Source organism: Tessaracoccus defluvii (assembly GCF_014489575.1).
GTDB classification, from domain to species: domain Bacteria; phylum Actinomycetota; class Actinomycetes; order Propionibacteriales; family Propionibacteriaceae; genus Arachnia; species Arachnia defluvii.
This window is the reverse complement of record NZ_CP060789.1, coordinates 2,331,198-2,347,045: the sequence shown is the minus strand read 5'-3', so window position 1 is coordinate 2,347,045 and position 15,848 is coordinate 2,331,198. Positions and strand designations below refer to the sequence as shown.

15 protein-coding genes and 1 tRNA gene are annotated in these 15,848 nt (G+C 69.8%); 11 read left to right on the top strand and 5 right to left on the bottom strand.

Features of this window, described 5'->3' with window-relative positions:
- Positions 1 to 1,011 (top strand): dihydroorotate dehydrogenase-like protein, encoded by a 1,011-nt coding sequence (locus tag H9L22_RS11270; protein ID WP_187720011.1) that lies wholly within the window; start codon positions 1 to 3, stop codon positions 1,009 to 1,011.
- A 142-nt stretch (positions 1,012 to 1,153) separates the two neighbouring features.
- Positions 1,154 to 1,990 carry an aldo/keto reductase gene (locus H9L22_RS11265; protein ID WP_187720010.1) on the top strand — a complete coding sequence of 279 codons (837 nt, stop codon included), beginning with the start codon at positions 1,154 to 1,156 and terminating at the stop codon, positions 1,988 to 1,990.
- Positions 1,991 to 2,044: 54 nt separating this feature from the next.
- On the opposite strand, the gene H9L22_RS11260 is transcribed toward H9L22_RS11265, so the two are convergent.
- Positions 2,045 to 2,120, bottom strand: a tRNA-Arg gene (locus tag H9L22_RS11260).
- 209 nt (positions 2,121 to 2,329) lie between these two features.
- Here H9L22_RS11260 and H9L22_RS11255 point away from each other — a divergent pair.
- The 4 genes from H9L22_RS11255 (at position 2,330) to H9L22_RS18915 (ending at position 6,385) form a co-directional block, all read left to right on the top strand.
- Entirely contained in the window at positions 2,330 to 2,611 is a 282-nt protein-coding gene (locus tag H9L22_RS11255; protein ID WP_406707783.1) for a DUF2249 domain-containing protein, read from the top strand.
- A 71-nt stretch (positions 2,612 to 2,682) separates the two neighbouring features.
- Positions 2,683 to 3,783, top strand: a complete 1,101-nt coding sequence (locus H9L22_RS11250; RefSeq protein ID WP_226965809.1) for a hypothetical protein — start codon at positions 2,683 to 2,685, stop codon at positions 3,781 to 3,783.
- Entirely contained in the window at positions 3,780 to 5,189 is a 1,410-nt protein-coding gene (locus tag H9L22_RS18920) for a hypothetical protein (RefSeq protein ID WP_226965808.1), read from the top strand. The genes H9L22_RS11250 and H9L22_RS18920 overlap by 4 nt, the downstream gene beginning before the upstream one ends.
- Complete coding sequence (locus H9L22_RS18915; RefSeq protein WP_226965807.1) at positions 5,084 to 6,385, top strand: multicopper oxidase domain-containing protein; 1,302 nt, start codon at positions 5,084 to 5,086, stop codon at positions 6,383 to 6,385. The genes H9L22_RS18920 and H9L22_RS18915 overlap by 106 nt, the downstream gene beginning before the upstream one ends.
- 11 nt (positions 6,386 to 6,396) lie before the next feature.
- On the opposite strand, the gene H9L22_RS11240 is transcribed toward H9L22_RS18915, so the two are convergent.
- Positions 6,397 to 9,162 (bottom strand): alpha-L-rhamnosidase, encoded by a 2,766-nt coding sequence (locus H9L22_RS11240; protein ID WP_187720009.1) that lies wholly within the window; start codon positions 9,160 to 9,162, stop codon positions 6,397 to 6,399.
- Positions 9,163 to 9,404: 242 nt separating this feature from the next.
- On the opposite strand from H9L22_RS11240, the gene H9L22_RS11235 reads away from it, so the two are divergent.
- The 5 genes from H9L22_RS11235 to H9L22_RS11215 all read left to right on the top strand — a co-directional run bounded on the left by H9L22_RS11235 (position 9,405) and on the right by H9L22_RS11215 (position 14,423).
- Positions 9,405 to 10,724, top strand: a complete 1,320-nt coding sequence (locus H9L22_RS11235; RefSeq protein WP_187720008.1) for an ABC transporter substrate-binding protein — start codon at positions 9,405 to 9,407, stop codon at positions 10,722 to 10,724.
- A 74-nt stretch (positions 10,725 to 10,798) separates the two neighbouring features.
- The gene (locus H9L22_RS11230; RefSeq protein WP_187720007.1) at positions 10,799 to 11,731 is read left to right on the top strand and encodes a carbohydrate ABC transporter permease; all 933 of its coding nucleotides are present in this window, start codon (positions 10,799 to 10,801) and stop codon (positions 11,729 to 11,731) included.
- Positions 11,728 to 12,612, top strand: a complete 885-nt coding sequence (locus tag H9L22_RS11225; protein ID WP_187720006.1) for a carbohydrate ABC transporter permease — start codon at positions 11,728 to 11,730, stop codon at positions 12,610 to 12,612. Before H9L22_RS11230 ends, H9L22_RS11225 begins: the two co-directional genes overlap by 4 nt.
- A gap of 94 nt (positions 12,613 to 12,706) precedes the next feature.
- Positions 12,707 to 14,086, top strand: coding sequence for a UTP--glucose-1-phosphate uridylyltransferase (locus tag H9L22_RS11220; RefSeq protein WP_187720005.1), 1,380 nt, complete (start codon positions 12,707 to 12,709; stop codon positions 14,084 to 14,086).
- Positions 14,076 to 14,423, top strand: a complete 348-nt coding sequence (locus tag H9L22_RS11215; protein WP_187720004.1) for a hypothetical protein — start codon at positions 14,076 to 14,078, stop codon at positions 14,421 to 14,423. The genes H9L22_RS11220 and H9L22_RS11215 overlap by 11 nt, the downstream gene beginning before the upstream one ends.
- Here the strand turns inward: H9L22_RS11215 and H9L22_RS11210 are convergent.
- Genes H9L22_RS11210 through H9L22_RS11200 form a run of 3 tightly spaced genes read right to left on the bottom strand, consistent with a single transcriptional unit; the run spans position 14,420 to position 15,791 of the window.
- Positions 14,420 to 14,788 (bottom strand): MscL family protein, encoded by a 369-nt coding sequence (locus tag H9L22_RS11210; protein ID WP_187720003.1) that lies wholly within the window; start codon positions 14,786 to 14,788, stop codon positions 14,420 to 14,422. The genes H9L22_RS11215 and H9L22_RS11210 overlap by 4 nt on opposite strands.
- A gap of 55 nt (positions 14,789 to 14,843) precedes the next feature.
- Positions 14,844 to 15,464 carry an SAF domain-containing protein gene (locus H9L22_RS11205; protein WP_187720002.1) on the bottom strand — a complete coding sequence of 207 codons (621 nt, stop codon included), beginning with the start codon at positions 15,462 to 15,464 and terminating at the stop codon, positions 14,844 to 14,846.
- A 48-nt stretch (positions 15,465 to 15,512) separates the two neighbouring features.
- On the bottom strand, positions 15,513 to 15,791 hold the full coding sequence (locus tag H9L22_RS11200; RefSeq protein WP_187720001.1) for an FmdB family zinc ribbon protein: 279 nt from the start codon (positions 15,789 to 15,791) through the stop codon (positions 15,513 to 15,515).
- Between the last annotated feature and the right edge of the window lie 57 nt (positions 15,792 to 15,848).

Sequence of the window (15,848 nt, the reverse complement as noted above, 5' to 3'; positions counted from 1 at the left end):
ATGGATCTGAGCACCAACTACCTGGGGCTGACGCTGCGCAACCCCGTCGTCGCCTCGGCCGGGCCGCTGTCGCAGACGGTGGCCGGGGTCAAGTCTCTCGCCGACGGCGGCGTCGGCGCGGTCGTCATGTACTCGCTGTTCGAGGAGCAGCTGCGGCGTGAGGCCGAGTCGGCCGCGGAGCTCGAGGAGCTCTACGACGACTCGTTCGCCGAGGCGCTCAGCTACTTCCCGTCGGTGCCGCGGGCCGAGAAGGACGCCAGCAACGCGTACGTGAAGCTCGTCGAGGAGGCCGCCCGGGCCATCGACGTGCCGCTCATCGCGTCGCTGAACGGCGCCTCGATGGGCGGGTGGACCAGGACGGCCAAGAGCCTCGCCGACGCCGGCGCGGCCGCCATCGAGCTGAACATCTACTTCGTGCCGGGCGACATCACCATGTCGGGCCGGGCGGTGGAGGAGCGGCACCTGGAGATCGTCAGCGCGGTGAAGGGCGCCGTCGACGTGCCGGTCGCCGTCAAGCTGAGCCCGTTCTTCTCGTCGGTCGGCAACATGGCCCTCCAGCTCGACGCCGCCGGCGCCGACGGACTGGTGCTGTTCAACCGGTTCCTGCAGCCGGACATCGACGTCGACCGGGTGACGGTCGAGTCCGGGGTGTCGCTGTCGTCGCCGGTCGAGGGGCGCCTGCCGCGCACCTGGATCGCCGTCCTGCACGACAGGATCAGCGCCTCGCTGGCCGCGACGACGGGTGTCGACACGGCCGACGACGTGATCAAGTACATCCTCGCCGGAGCCGACGTGGTCATGACGACGTCGTCGCTGGTGCGCCGTGGACCCGCCTACGCGCAGGTGCTGATCGACGGGCTGGCGCAGTGGCTGACGGCCCGCGAGCTGACGCTGGAGAAGGCCCGCGGCCTGCTGGCTGTCCCGAAGGAGGCGGCCGCCGACGCCTACGAGCGCGCCGGCTACGTGTCGGCGCTGGAGAAGGCGAAGTCGACGTACGGGTCGCTGCGCTGAGGTGACCCGCGACGGCCAGCGCCCGGTCGATCGGCCGGGCGCTGGCCGTTTCCTGCTTCTGTCAGGGCGGGGGTGGGGTGACCGGCGTCGGTTCGCGGCGCAGATAGTTGCGCGACGAGGCGAAGCGGGGTTGCATGGGGTCATGACTGTTCCTTTCATCACCCTGAACGACGATGTCCAGATCCCGCAGCTCGGTTACGGCGTCTTCCGCGTCGACCCCGCCGACACTGAGCGCGCCGTCAGCGAGGCCCTGGAGATCGGCTACCGCCACATCGACACGGCCGCCATCTACGGCAACGAGGAGGGCGTCGGCGCCGCCATCGCGGCCAGCGGCATCGCCCGCGACGAGCTGTTCATCACCACGAAGCTGTGGAACGACATGCACGACGGTGACCTGCCCGACGAGGCCATCGAGCGGAGCCTCACCAAGCTGGGCCTCGACTTCGTCGACCTCTACCTCACGCACTGGCCCACCCCGGCCAAGGACAACTACGTGCACGCGTGGGAGAAGATCGTCGCGATCCGCGACCGCGGCCTCACCCGCAGCGCCGGCGTCTCCAACCACATGGTGGCGCACCTCGACCGGCTCGTCGCCGAGGTCGGCGTGACGCCGTCGATCGACCAGATCGAGCTGCACCCGCGCCACCAGCAGCGCGACGTGACCGCGTGGTGCGCGGAGCACGGCGTCGCCGTCGAGGCCTGGGGCCCGCTCGGCCAGGCGAAGTACGACCTCGGCGAGTTCGAGCCGATCACGGCGGCGGCCGCCGCGCACGGCAGGAGCGTCGCCCAGGTGGTGCTGCGCTGGCACCTGCAGGAGGGGCGGATCGTGTTCCCGAAGTCGGTGCGCACGGAGCGGCTGCGGGAGAACTTCGACCTGTTCGGCTTCGAGCTGACGGCGGCGGAGGTCGCGGCGATCTCGGACCTGAACGTGGCCGACGGCTCGGGCCGCGTGGGCGCGGACCCGAACGAGGTCAACTGACCTAGACGAAAAGAAACGGCCCGGCGACTGGAGTTCGCCGGGCCGTTTCCCGTGTGGCGACCCCGGTTGGATTCGAACCAACGACACCCGCTTTAGGAGAGCGGTGCTCTATCCCCTGAGCTACGGGGCCAACGCGGACAAGGATAGCGGCCCCGGCGCCGCCGCCGCACGACGGCAGGGTTCGAGCCTTTCCGTTCCCTGAGCCGGCCGCTTGCGGCCGTGTCGAAGGGGCGGTGGGTGCGGCCCCCCTTCGAGACGCTCGCGCAGGCGCTCGCTCCTCAGGGACCACTCGCAGGCCCCCGCGTATTTACCCAAAGTATTCATAGTAATATCCCTCTCGTGACCGAACTGAACCTCACCCCCACGTCCTCCTGCGGCTGCGGCGGCACCCACGATCAGCTCCCCGAGCTCGACGCCCGCACCATCCCGCACGCGATCCGCCACGCCTCGATCCACGGTGTCGTGGACTCGCTGCGGCCCGGCGCCTCCTTCGTGCTCGTCGCCCCGCACGACCCCATCCCGCTGCTGGCGCAGATCGCCGACCGGCACGGCGAGGCCATCGCCGTCGAGTACGTGCAGCGCGGCCCCGAGGCCTGGAAGCTGAAGCTGACCCACGCCTGATCCCCAGCCCTCCGTCGGGGCGTCACAGCGTCCACTGGCCGCCCCGACGGAGCTACAACACAAGAGATGACGTGACCGACACAGCCCCCGCCACCCGCCCCCAGCGCTCCCTCGCCGAGCGCACCCGCGGGTGGCGCGTTGCGTTGATCGCCCTCGCGGGCGCCTCGCTGATCAGCGGCCTCAATGCCGCCCTGCTGCGGCTCGGAGTGTGGGCCCCCGTCGTCTCCGACCGGGTCGCCGACCTCCACGGCCCCGTCATGGTGCTCGGCTTCATGGGCACCCTCATCTCGCTCGAACGCGCCCAGGCCATGCGCAACCCCCTCGCCTACCTGGCGCCCGCCCTGCTCGGGCTCGGCTCCCTCGCGCTGCTCGCCGGGGCCCCCGTGGCGCTGGGCAAGCTCCTCCTGTTCGACGGCGCCGTCGCCTGGGTCGTCCTCGCGCTGGCGCTGTGGGTGCGGGCCCCGCTCGGACTCGTCGCAGCGCAGGCACTGTCTGCGACGTTCGCCGCGCTGGCCGCCGGGCTGTGGCTCGTCGCCGATTTCCCCGCCGTCGTCACCCTGCTCGCTGCGTTCCTCGTGCTGACCATCGCCTCCGAACGGGCCGAGTTGGCGCAGCTTACGATGGGGCCGCGGGCCGTGCCGACGCTGCTGGCGCTCGCCAGCGTCCTGGCCCTCGGCGCCGCGCTCAGCACCGTTCTGCCCGCCGTCGGCGACCGGGTCTTCGGCCTCGGCTGCGTCCTGACGGCGGCCTGGCTGCTGCGCGACGACGTCGGCCGCCGCATGATCCGCACCAGCGGCCTGCGCCGCTTCAACGCCGCCGCCCTGCTCACCGGCAACTTCTGGCTCGCCGTCTCCGGTGTCATCTGGCTCATCGTGGGCCGGCCGACGTCAGCCGGCGCCTACGATGCCGTCATCCATGGGGTCTTCCTCGGCTTCGGGATGGCGATGATCATGGCGCATGCGCCCATCATCTTCCCGGCGGTCCTCGGGCGGCCCCTGCCGTACCGGGCCGCCATGTGGGGGCCCCTGGCCCTGCTCAACCTCGGGTTGGTCGTCCGCATCGGCGGCGGCCTCTCCCAGGCCACCGTCGTCTACCAAGTCGGAGGAACCATCACCGTGCTCGCCGTCCTGTTGTTCGCCGTCACCGTCGTCGTCGCGGTGGTGAGGGGATGAGGGGCAAGCGGTCGCTGCGCGACTACACCGTCGTCGCCTGGTTCGTCGCGGCCATCGTCGTCGCGCTGACGCACCGGTGGATCCCCGAGGCGAACTGGCTGCTGGTGCACCTGGTGGCGCTCGGCGCGATCACCCACGCGATCATGGTGTGGAGCGCCCACTTCACGGCGGCGCTGCTGAAGACCCGCGACGACGACCACACCCGCCGCCTCGCCGACGTCCGCCTTGGCGGGCTGGCCCTCGGCTCCCTGCTGGTCTTCATCGGTGTCCCGACGGCGACCTGGTGGCTGGCCGTGGTGGGCGCCTCCATCGTGTCGACGGCGGTGCTGTGGCACGCGATCGACCTCGTCGGGAACCTGCGCCGCGCGCTGCCCGGCCGGTTCCGCATCTGCATCCGTTACTACGTCGCCGCCGCCCTCTGCCTGCCCGTCGGCGCCGGCTTCGGCGTGACGCTCGCGTTCGGGCTGGGGGACTTCTGGCATGCGAACCTGCTCGTCGCACACTCCCTGACCATGCTGCTCGGCTGGGTCGGCCTCACCGTCGTCGGCACGCTCGTGACGTTCTGGCCCACCGTCCTGCGCACGCGGATGGACGACCGCGCCGAACGGCTCGCCCGGCAGGCCCTGCCGGTGCTGCTCGTCTCGCTCGCCGTCATCATCGCCGGCTCGCTGTTCGGCGTGCGGGTCGTCGCCGCCGTCGGCATCGTCGGCTACACCGCCGGGCTGTTCTGGTTCGGGCGCTGCCTGATCGCGCCCGCCAGGAAGCAGCCGCCGCGCGAGTTCGCGGCGGCATCGATCCTCGCCGGGGCGCTGTGGGCGTGTGTGGCGCTGGTGCTGACCGCCATCCACGTTGCCCTCTCCGACGACATCCAGCTCGCGGGCGGCTATTCGATGATCGCCAGCATCTGGGTGGTCGGCTTCCTGGTGCAGCTGGTGACCGGGGCCCTGTCGTACCTCATCCCGTCAGTGCTCGGCGGCGGGCCGCGCGTCGTGCGTGCCGGGGGAGTGCACTTCGACCGGTGGGCGACAGCGCGGCTGACCGTCATCAACGGCGGCCTGGTGCTGTGGCTGCTGCCGCTGCCGAGCTGGGCGATGGTCACGGTCTCGACGCTGGTGCTCGTCGTCTTGTCCCTGTTCGTGCCGCTGCTCATCGCCGGCGTCCGCGCTTCGGTGCTGGAGAAGCGGCGCGCCGCCGCCGGGGAGCCGGCGGCCCCCGGCCGGAGCGGCGCAGCGTCTTCACGGGCAGCGGCCTGCTGGCGGGCGTCGCCGCGCTCGCGCTGGCGCTCACCGTCGGCTTCGGCATGGACCCCGGCGCGGCCGGGCTGCCCGGTTCGACGCCCACCGGTTCCGTCGACGTCACCCCCACCGGCCAGACGGTGCGTGTCGAGGTGGCGGCGCGCGGCATGAAGTTCGTGCCCGACCGGGTCCAGGTCAACGCCGGCGACCGCGTCGTCATCGAGCTGACCAACGAGGACGAGACGAATGTCCACGACCTGCTGGTCGGCGGTGTGCGGACGCCGCGCCTGGCCGCCGGCGAGACGGCGGAGCTCGACCTCGGTGTCGTCGGTGCGTCCGTCGAGGGCTGGTGCACCGTCGTCGGGCACCGGCAGATGGGCATGACGTTCCAGGTCATCGTCGACGGCCAGGCCGCCGGCTCGGAGACCCCCACCCCCGGGGAGACCGACCACTCCGGCCACGACGCCGTCGGCGATCCCGAGGCGCCGCTCTCGGGCGTCGTCGATCCCGTCCTGCCCGCCTACGAGCCGGCCGACGTGCACCGCTACGAGTTCCGGGTGACGGAGGTGCCGCTCGAGGTGGCCCCCGGCCTGTGGCAGCGGCGCTGGACGTTCAACGGCGAGAGCGTCGGCCCGACGCTGCGGCTCCGCGCCGGCGACGAGGTGGAGATCACGCTCATCAACGACGGCACCATGGGGCACTCGATCGACTTCCACGCCGGCGCCGTCGCCCCCGACGAGCCGATGCGCACCATCGCGCCCGGCGAGACGCTGATCTACCGGTTCACGGCCGAGCGGGTCGGGGTGTGGATGTACCACTGCTCGACGATGCCGATGAGCGCGCACATCGCCGCCGGCATGCACGGGACGGTCATCGTCGAACCCGCCGAGGGGCTGCCCGAGGTGGACCGCGAGTACGTGGTCGTGCAGTCCGAGGTGTTCACCGACGACGCACGCTCGGCCGAGGAGGCCACGGACATCGACCCGGCCAAGGTGAGCGCCGAGCAGATCGACCGCGTGGTGTTCAACGGTGTCGCGAACCAGTACGACCAGGAGCCGTTCCAGGCGAAGGTCGGCGAGAGGGTGCGGTTCTACGTGCTGGACGCGGGCCCGAACCGGGCCAGCAGCTTCCACATCGTGGGCGGCCAGTTCGACACGGTGTTCCGCGAGGGCGGCTACCTGATCAAGGACGGCGTCGACGCGTTCGGCACGCAGAACGCCGGCTCGCAGGCGTTGGCGCTGCAGCCGGCGGAGGGCGGTTTCGTGGAGCTGACGTTCCCGGAGGCGGGGCACTATCCGGTGGTGAGCCACATCATGATCGACGCGGAGCGCGGGGCCCACGGGATCGTGGAGGTCACGAACCCGTAGGCCCCGCTCAATCACGCCAGGCCGCGCGACCGGTTCAGCTCCCTGAACCCCTCGACCAGCTCCGGCAGCCGCGCGCCCAGGTGGAACGACTCCACCATGTCGCGCACCGTCGTGCCCGCGCCCCAGCCCGTCATCACCCGGATCCGCTCATCCGCGTCCTCGCCGACCGTCGACGTCAGCAGTCCGTGCGCCTCCTCGTCGACGATCACCTTGTCGAGTGTGCTCTGCACGGTCAGCGCGGTCGGGGCCGGCGCGCTGGCCACCCACGCCGTCGTCCACGAGTGCTCCCCGGAGCCGACCTCGTGCCTCGTGCCGTCCGGCAGCAGCACGTGGGCCTGCGTGTTCGGCGGGACGAGGGCGGTGACGGTGACCTCGTCGCCGTCGCGGCGCCAGCCTGCGGCAGCCGGCCCGTACGGTGTGAGGTGACGGGCGTGGGCGGAGCCGAGGCCCTCCAGCAGGATCGGCGCGATCTCCAGCTCGGCGTAGCCCGGCGCGGCGGGCGCCAGGCCTGCGACGCGACGGTGCAGCCAGTCCGCCACCGCGCCCAGCGCGTAGTGGTTGAACGACGTCATCTCGCCGGGGTTGATCGTGCCGTCCGGCAGCATCGAGTCCCAGCGCTCCCAGATCGTCGTCGCGCCCATCGTGACCGGATACAGCCACGACGGGTTCTGCGTGGACAGCAGCAGCCTGCGTGCCGTCTCGACCTGCCCCGTCTGTGTCAGGGCGTCCGTGATGATCGGGGTCCCGACGAAGCCGGTGCTGATGCGGTAGCTGTTCGCGGCGACCAGGTGGGCGAGACGGCGGCCGAGGGTCGGGCGCAGATCGTCGGGGGCGATGCCGAAGACGATGGCCAGCGCGTACGCCGTCGGGGCGTCGGAGAGCATGCGCCCGGCGCCGGTGACGAAGGTGTCGAGGAACACGATCCGCGTCGCCTCGGCCAGTGCCGTGTAGCGGGCGGCGTCGACGGGGCGACCGAGCAGGGCGGCCGTCTCGCCGACGATGCGGGCCGACAGGAACAGGTGCGCGGTCGCCACCAGCCCCGGATCGGCCTTCGCCTTGGCGGCGTTCTCCGGCGGCGCGTCCGGGTCGAGCCAGTCGCCGAACTGGAACGCACCCTCCCAGAGGTGCCCGGGGGAGCGGCGGTCGATGGCGTCGACCCACGCCTTCATCGAGTCGAACTGGCGCCGCAGCACGCCCTCGTCGCCGTAGCGCTCGTGCAGCACCCTGGGCACGACGGTGGCCGCGTCGCCCCACGCGGCCGCCGGGCGCGCGTCGCCCAGCACGTTGGGCACCACGAACGGCGCAACGCCGTCGACCTGCTCGATCACGAGATCGCGGAGCCACGAGGTCAGGAACCCGTTGACGTCGTAGAGGAACGACGCCGTCGGCGCGAACACCTGGATGTCGCCGGTCCAGCCGAGGCGCTCGTCGCGCTGCGGGCAGTCGGTGGGGATGCTCAGGAAGTTGCCGCGCAGCCCCCACACGACGTTGTCATGCAGCTTCTGGACCAGCTCATGCGACGTCTCGAACCAGCCGGTCCGCTCCATGTCGCTGTGGATGACCTGGGCCGTGACGGCGGCAGGGTCGAACGTGCCGGGCCAGCCGTCGATCTGGGCGTAGCGGAAACCGTGGAACGTGAACTCGGGCTCCCAGGTGAACGGGCCGGTGCCGGCCAACGTGAGCCGGTCGGTGGCGCGGGCCTCCCGCAGCGGCCGGATGCCCAGCTCACCGTGTTCGAGCACCTCGGCGTGACGCAGCGTGATGGTCGCGCCTGCCGGGCCGTCGACGGTGAGCCGCAGGCGGCCGACGAGGTTCTGTCCGAAGTCGAGCACCAGTTTCCCGGACGGCGTGGTGATGACCTCGGCGACGCCGATCTCCTCCGTGCGCCGGACGAACGGCGACACGCGGGCCTCGGGGACCGGCATCGGCTCGGCCACCCGGACGGGGTGCCACGCCTCCGGCCCGGCGGGCTGCCGCCGCTGGTCGTAGGTCTCGCCGTGGTAGATGGAGGCGTCGACGACGGGGCCCTCGGCCCACTGCCAGTCGGCGTCGGTGGCGACGACGGTCTCGACGCCGTCGACGCTCACGTGCAGCTGGGCCGCGAAGGTGGGCTGGGCGGCGTAGATGGTGTGCCAGTTGCCGGAGAAGCCGTACAACTCGGTCGCCCAGCCGCCGCCGAGGCACACCGTGATCGTGTTTGCGCCCTCGCGCAGGAGCCCTGCGACATCGGTGGTGTCGTGGACGGTGCGCGCCTGGTAGGCGGTCCAGCCCGGCTTGAGGACGTGGTCGTCGATGTCGACGCCGTTGATGGACACCTGGTAGACGCCGACGGCCGCCGCGTACAGCAGCGCGGAGCCCGCCGGGCCGTCGAGGGTGAACTCGCGGCGCAGCAGCACCGGCTGTGCGTCGGCGGAGGGGGCGTCGGCGGCGATGGTCGCGGCCGTCCAGGCGCCGTCGGAGAGGAACCCGGCGCGCAGGATCCGGGGTTCGCTCCACGGCCCGAATTCCTCTTCGGCACCGCGGACCCGAACGCGGAGGTTCACGTCCTCTTTCGGGGTCAGCGGCTCGAACGGCCAGGCGACGTCGACCGAGCGGTCGCCGTCGATGACCCGCGTCTCGGACACCCCCGCCCGGATGGCCTCGATCTCGGCCGCTGCCTGCTGCCAGCCGGGGGTCGGCGTGCTGGTCCACCAGCCGAGGACCGGGGTGGGGGTGGGGACGAACGACGAGCCGTGGGGCGCGTCGACGGTGATTCTGGAGACTGCGGGGAGAGTCATGCTGATCCTGAGGTCGTGGGGACGGTGACCGGCCCCCGGGCAACGGTGTCCGGTGGGCGGTCGGCTCCAGTCTGAATCGTTTCATGAAACGTGTCAAGGCCGGACGATCGTTGCGAAACTGTGACCTACCGAAGGGGTTGACCTGCGCCCCGGGAATGGTTACGTTCTTACCTGAAAGGTTTCAAGGAGGAACACTTTCCACCTTCACTCATGTCAAGGACGACAGAATCGAAAGGCTAGACATGACCAGACGTATCCGTATCGCCGCCGCCCTCGGGGCGCTGGCGCTCGTGGTTCCCCTCGCCGCCTGTGGCGGCGAGGAAGGCGCACCGGGAGGCGGCGGCGACGCCGGCTCGCCCGTCGAGATCACCTTCCTGGTGCCCATGTCGGACGACAACACGTCGTCGTCCGATGCGCTGATCGCGGCCTTCCAGGACGCGAATCCCGACATCAAGGTCACGCTGGAGACCCAGCCGGCGGGCACCGAGGGCGACAACCTCACCAAGACGCGCCTGGCGACCGGCGAGATGGCCGACGTCTTCTTCTACAACTCCGGCTCGCTGCTGCAGGCCATCAACCCCGACCAGAACCTCGTCGACCTCTCCGACGAGCCGTGGATGAAGGACATGGACCCGTCGATGACGGCGGTCGTGTCGACGAAGAACGGCGTCTACGGCGCGCCGTGGGGCTCCACGCAGGCCGGCGGCATCCTCTACAACAAGCCCCTCTACAAGGAGCTGGGCCTCGAGATCCCGCAGTCGTGGGCCGATTACGCCGCCAACAACGAGAAGATCAAGGCCGCGGGCAAGACCGCCGTCGTCCAGACCTACGGCGACACGTTCTCCAGCCAGTTGTACGTGCTGGGCGACTTCGCCAACGTCCAGGCGCAGGATCCGGACTGGGCGGACAAGTACACGGCCAACGAGGCCAAGTTCGCCGACATGCCCGCGCTGCAGAGCTTCAAGTATCTGGAGGAGTCGTTCAAGGCCGGCTGGTTCAACGAGGACTTCGCCTCGGCCCGCTTCGACACCGGCATCGGCTGGATCGCCACCGGTGAGGCCGCGCACTACCCGATGCTCACCGGCGCCATCAGCAACCTCAGCCAGAACTACCCGGAGCACATCGACGACGTCGGCGTCTTCCCGGTGCCCGCCATCGACGCGGCCAACACCAACCTGACGATGTGGCTGCCCAACGCCATGTACATCCCGAAGACCACCGAGGGCGCCAAGCTCGAGGCCGCCAAGAAGTTCGTGGCGTTCATGAACAGCGAGGACGGCTGCGCGATCCAGAACGAGTACCTCGTGCCGTCCGGCCCCTACGCCATCAGCAGCTGCAAGCTCCCCGACAGCGTCCCGGCCATGCTGAAGGACATGCAGGGCTACGTCGATGCCGGCAAGTCGAAGCCCGCGCTCGAGTACCTCTCGCCGATCAAGGGCCCGAACCTGGAGAACATCCTGGTCGAGGTCGGCTCCGGCATCCGGTCGGCCGAGGACGGCGCCGCCCTCTACGACGAGGACGTCAAGAAGCAGGCGCAGCAGCTCGGGCTCGAAGGCTGGTAGGCCGCACCGTCCGATAGCCCTGACACCCGTGGTGGGGCCCTCTCCGGAGGGCCCCACCCCTGACCGGAGTTCCCATGACGACAGAGACGTTGCTCAGAGAAGACCCGCCCACCGAGGTAGCCGACCCGCCGCGACGCCGGCGACGCGACATCGGCGGCCGGTTCTACCCCTTGTGGTTCTACATACCCACGGTCGTGTTGTACGTGGTGCTGTTCGCAGTGCCCACCTTCGCGTCGTTCTACTTCAGCCTCACCCGCTGGACCCTGTTCGAGACCGAGTTCATCGGGCTCGCCAACTTCAGACAGTTCTTCACCGAGCCGATGCTGCTCAAGGGCTTCATCAACACATTCGTCTACGGCTTCGTCACCTCCGGCGCGAAGGTGGTGCTCGGGCTGGCGCTCGGCATGCTGCTGACGAGCACGATCCTCGGCCGCGGCTACCTCCGCTCCACCATCTTCTTCCCCGTCCTGGTCTCGACCGTCGGCGTCGGCGTCACATTCAAGGTGCTGATGGACCCGTTCGACGGGCTCATCAATGAGACCCTCCGCCTCGTCGGGATCAACGGCCCCGGCTGGCTGACCGACCCGGCGTGGGCGCTCATGTCGATCGCGATGGTCGACGTCTGGAAGGGCATCGGCATCGCCACCCTCATCTTCATCGCCGGCCTGGTGGCTATCCCGCAGGAGTACTACGAGGCGGCCCGCGTCGACGGCGCCACTGCCTGGCAGCGCTTCCGCACCATCACCCTTCCGCTCGTGCAGCCCGCCATGGGCACCGTCATCCTGCTGTCGCTGATCAGCGGGCTCCGGTCGTTCGACCTCATCTGGGCCATGACCAAGGGTGGGCCCGGCTTCACCAGCGACGTCATCGGGTCGGTCATCTACAAGCAGTACCAGGCCGGGTTCTACGGGTTGTCGACGGCCGGCAACGTCGTCCTCTTCATCGTCGTGACCGTCATCATCCTGCCGATCTCGCACCTCATCACCAAGAAGCAGGTGGAGCTATGAGCACCCTCACACAGACCACCCGCCCCAGCTCCGGCGCCTCCATATCCAGGCAGCGGTTCTGGTCGCGCTACGTCGCAGGTGTGGTGGCGATCATCGCGTCGGTGATCGTGTTCATCGTGCCGTTCGCATTCATCTTCCTGACGGCCGCCAAGTCGAAGCGGGAGGCGTCGCTGCTGGAGTTCTCGCTGCCGAAGCAGGGCTGGTTCCTGTTCGACAACATCGCCGAGGTCATCGCGACCCGCAACTTCATGCTGCTGCGCGCCTTCATCAACAGCACCGTCCTGACGGTCACGAGCGTCACCATCATGGTGGTGCTGGCCGGCATGGCGGGTTACATCCTGCAGCGCCGCAAGTCCCGCTGGAACGTGGCGCTGAACTTCCTGGTGATGGCCGGGCTCATCGTGCCGCCGGCCATCGTGCCGACCGTGTGGGTGATGCAGAGCCTCGGCCTGTTCAAGACGATGCCGGGCATGATCCTCATCGAGGTCACCTTCGGGCTGTCGTTCTCGATCCTTCTGTTCAAGGCGTTCGTGGCGACCATCCCGCGGGAGCTCGACGAGGCGGCGCTGCTCGACGGTGCCGGGCCTCTGCGGCTGTTCTTCACGGTGATCATGCCGCTGCTGAAGCCGGTGATGGTGACGGTGATCGTCGTCCAGGCCGTCGCCGTCTTCAACGACTTCACTGGCCCGCTGTACTTCCTGCCGGGAGACAAGAACGTCACGGTCCAGCTCACGCTCTACAACTTCCAGTCGCAGAACGTGAGCCAGTGGAACCTGCTGTTCACCAACATTCTGCTCATCACGATCCCGCCGCTGATCATGTACATCTTCTTCAACAGGCAGATCGTCGCGGGCATGACGAGCGGGGCCGTGAAGGGCTGACGGGGAGGGGACCCGCCCAGCCGGGATGCCCGGATGTTCCGGCTGGCGCGGCGGGTGGCTAGTATCGGCTCGTTCACCTACGAAGGGAATCGCTGTGTCGGAAGCTGGCCTGCAGGCTGCCCGTCAGAAGATGATCGACGCCGGGGTGTCCACCCCCGCGATCGAGGTTTTCTCCCGGTTCTATGAACTGCTGGAGTCCGGTGCGACCGGTGTGATCCGTGAGGACAGCATCGCTCCGCTGCTCGATCCGCCCATGCTCGCGGACATCGACGTCACCAACGAGGATGCGCGCGCCGCCATCGACAAGACCGTCGTCATCAAGCTCAACGGCGGCCTCGGCACGTCGATGGGGCTCGACAAGGCCAAGACGCTCCTCAAGGTGCGCGACGGCTACACGTTCCTCGACCTGCTCGTCCGCCAGGTGCTGGCCGCCCGCGAGCGCTACGGCGCCCGGCTGCCGCTGCTGCTGATGAACTCGTTCCGCACGGAGGAGGACACCCTCAACTTCCTGCGGAAGTACCCGGAGCTCCCCGTCGACGACCTGCCGCTCAGCTTCCTGCAGAACCAGGAGCCGAAGCTGCGCGCCGACGACCTGACCCCCGTCGAGTGGCCGGCCGACCCGTCGCTCGAGTGGTGCCCGCCCGGCCACGGCGACCTGTACCCGGCGCTCGAGGGCTCCGGCATCCTCGACCAGTTGCTCGAGCAGGGCTACCGCTACGCCTGCGTCTCCAACGGCGACAACCTGGGCGCCGTGCCGAACGCGACGATCGCCGGCTGGTTCGCCCACTCGGGCGCCCCGTACGCCGCCGAGGTGTGCCGCCGCACCGTCAACGACAAGAAGGGCGGCCATCTGGCCATCCGGAAGGCCGACGGGCAGCTGATCCTGCGCGACACCGCGCAGACGGCACCGGAGGAGATGGACTTCTTCACCGACGAGTACCGTCACCCGTTCTTCCACACCAACAACCTGTGGTTCGACCTGGCGAAGCTGCGCGAGGCGCTGACCGAGCGCAACTCCGTGCTCGGCCTGCCGCTGATCCGCAACGAGAAGACGGTCGACCCGTCGGATCCGTCGTCGACGCCGGTCATCCAGGTCGAGTCCGCGATGGGCGCGGCGATCGAGGTGTTCCCGGGCGCCACGGCGATCTGCGTCGGCCGCGACCGCTTCCTGCCCGTGAAGACGACCAACGAGCTGCTGCTGCTGCGCTCCGACGTCTACGAGCTGACCGCCGAGGGACGGCTGGTGGCCCGCACCGACCGCACGCCGGAGATCAGCCTCGACTCGAAGTACTTCAAGCTGGTAGACGACTTCACGGAGCGCATCCCGTGCGCGCCGTCGCTGAAGAAGGCGAAGTCGCTGAAGGTCAAGGGTGACTGGACGTTCGGCAGCGGGGTCGTCGTCGTCGGCGAGGCTGAGCTGGCAGATGCGGGCGAGCCGTCGCAGGTGCAGGACGGCGCCCGCATTGGGCACTGACGCCGACCTGGCGGTGGCGTTGGGGCTCGCCCTCACCGGCGAGCTCCTGCCGCTGACGTCGGCGGACGCCGTCGTCGCAGAGCTGGCGGAACTGGGCTGGACGCCCGAGGCGTTGGCCGAGCTGCGGCACGGGAGGCAGGAGCGGCGGGAGCCGTGGCCCTTCCCGGTGGAGGTGGAGCGGCTGCGCTCCGTCGGGTTCGCGCGCTTCGATGCGGCGCTGGCGGAGGCCCGCAGGGTGTCGGGGCTGACCGGGCTCGAACCGGCCCGGCCAGCCACACGTCCGATGAACGCTGATGAGCGGCGGCTGATCCAGGACCGGCCGCCGCACTGGGGTTAGCTGTTGCGCTGGGCCCGCAGCTCGTCGCGGATCTGCGCGAGGAGCTCCTCGGAGGTCGGGGCGGCCTCCTCGACCGGCTTGTTGCGGTCGGCGAACGCCTTGGCCTTGTTGTAGGGCAGCACGACGCCGAAGTAGACGACGGCGGCCGTCAGCACGAACGAGACGAGCGCCGTCAGGAAGGCGCCGACGCCGATGCCGGCGACGGAGACCGACGAGAAGTCGGGCTGGCCGCCCAGCTTGCCCAGCAGGTCGATGAACAGAGCGGTGAACGACTCGACGACCGAGCTGAACGCGGCGCCGATGATGAATGCGACGGCGAGCTCGATGAGGTTGCCGCGCAGCAGAAATTCTTTGAAACCCTTCATGGCGATGAGAGTAGCCGCGGCGGGGGCGCAGACCCGGGAGGCGAACCCGTGATGGTCACAGTCGGCCGATGACCACCCCCAGCTGCCCATCCTGACCCAGCGCGGCGACCAGGCCTGCGTCGGGGGCGGGCACGTCGACCAGGATCAGCCCGTTGCGGGATCCCGTCGCCAGGGCGACGGCCGAGCCGGACGCCTCCCGCGCCGGGATCGTCAGCACCCGGGCGTCGGAGCAGACCACCTCGACGAACTCGCCGCCCGACGCCACCAGCGAGATGACGTCACCGGCCCGCAGCAGGTCGCGCAGGGTGGGGTCGCGCACGGAGATCGGCACGACGGCGCGCCCGGACTCGGGCTGCGTTGTGGTGGTGAGCAGCGTCGGCTGCAGGATCGTGCCGTGGGGCAGCGAGACGGCGGCGGTCTGGCCGACGACGTCGGCCCTGTCGGTGAACGCCGCCTCCGGCAGAGCTGCGGTGGGGAGGTCGCGGACGGCGACGTCGCCGTCGCGGATCTCGGAGCCCGCGGCGATCGGGGCGGTGACCATCACCACCGCGGTCGTGGGCGGGCCCAACGCGAGGGAGTGGCCGAGCGTCAAGACGGCCAGGACGGCGAGCAGGGCACCGACGGCACGGCGATGCCAGGAGACGAAGGAGACGAGACTCTCAGTGATCCGGCGCATGCTCCGTTGTGGGGCGCCGGGGGAGTCACCGCCCGCTGTCCACAGGGGTCAGGAGGTGGCGGCGACCTTCGAGGAGTCGATCTTGGCCGCCGGCTTCGACTCGGACGGCTTCGATTCCGCGGGCTTTGGGGAGCCCGACGGCTTCGAGGAGGAGCGGGAGTCGGTCTTGTAGAAGCCCGAGCCCTTGAACACGACGCCCACCGCGTTGAAGACCTTGCGCAGTTCGCCGTCGCATTCGGGGCATACCGTCAGGGACGGGTCGGTGAACTTCTGGACGACCTCGAGGTCGGCGGCGCAGGCGGTGCAACGGTACTGATAGGTGGGCATGTGTTCCTCTGGACGACAACAGTTTCGCTCCCTGAGGAGCCGTGAGGTACGAGCGGC